This is a genomic window from Shewanella sp. P1-14-1 (genome assembly GCF_001401775.1).
Classification (GTDB): Bacteria; Pseudomonadota; Gammaproteobacteria; order Enterobacterales; family Shewanellaceae; genus Shewanella; species Shewanella japonica.
In genome coordinates this window covers 1-292 of the sequence record NZ_LKTL01000105.1, presented here as the reverse complement: position 1 = coordinate 292, position 292 = coordinate 1, and the positions used below count along the sequence as shown (strand labels likewise).

Here is a 292-nt window from a genome sequence, read left to right as displayed (position 1 = left end):
AGGCGCACAGCGGTCTGTCCGTGTTCGCCGGCGTGGGTGAGCGTACCCGTGAGGGCAACGACTTCTACCACGAAATGAAGGACTCCAACGTCCTCGACAAGGTGGCGATGGTGTACGGCCAGATGAACGAGCCGCCGGGCAACCGTCTGCGCGTCGCCCTGACCGGCCTGACCATGGCCGAGTACTTCCGCGACGAGAAGGACGAAAACGGCAAGGGTAAGGACGTCCTGCTGTTCGTCGACAACATCTACCGCTACACCCTGGCCGGTACCGAAGTGTCGGCACTGCTGGG

General features: G+C 63.0%; 1 pseudogene. It reads left to right on the top strand.

Features of this window, described 5'->3' with window-relative positions:
- Window positions 1-292 (top strand): annotated as a pseudogene (locus AN944_RS21465) (F0F1 ATP synthase subunit beta); the annotation flags it as partial.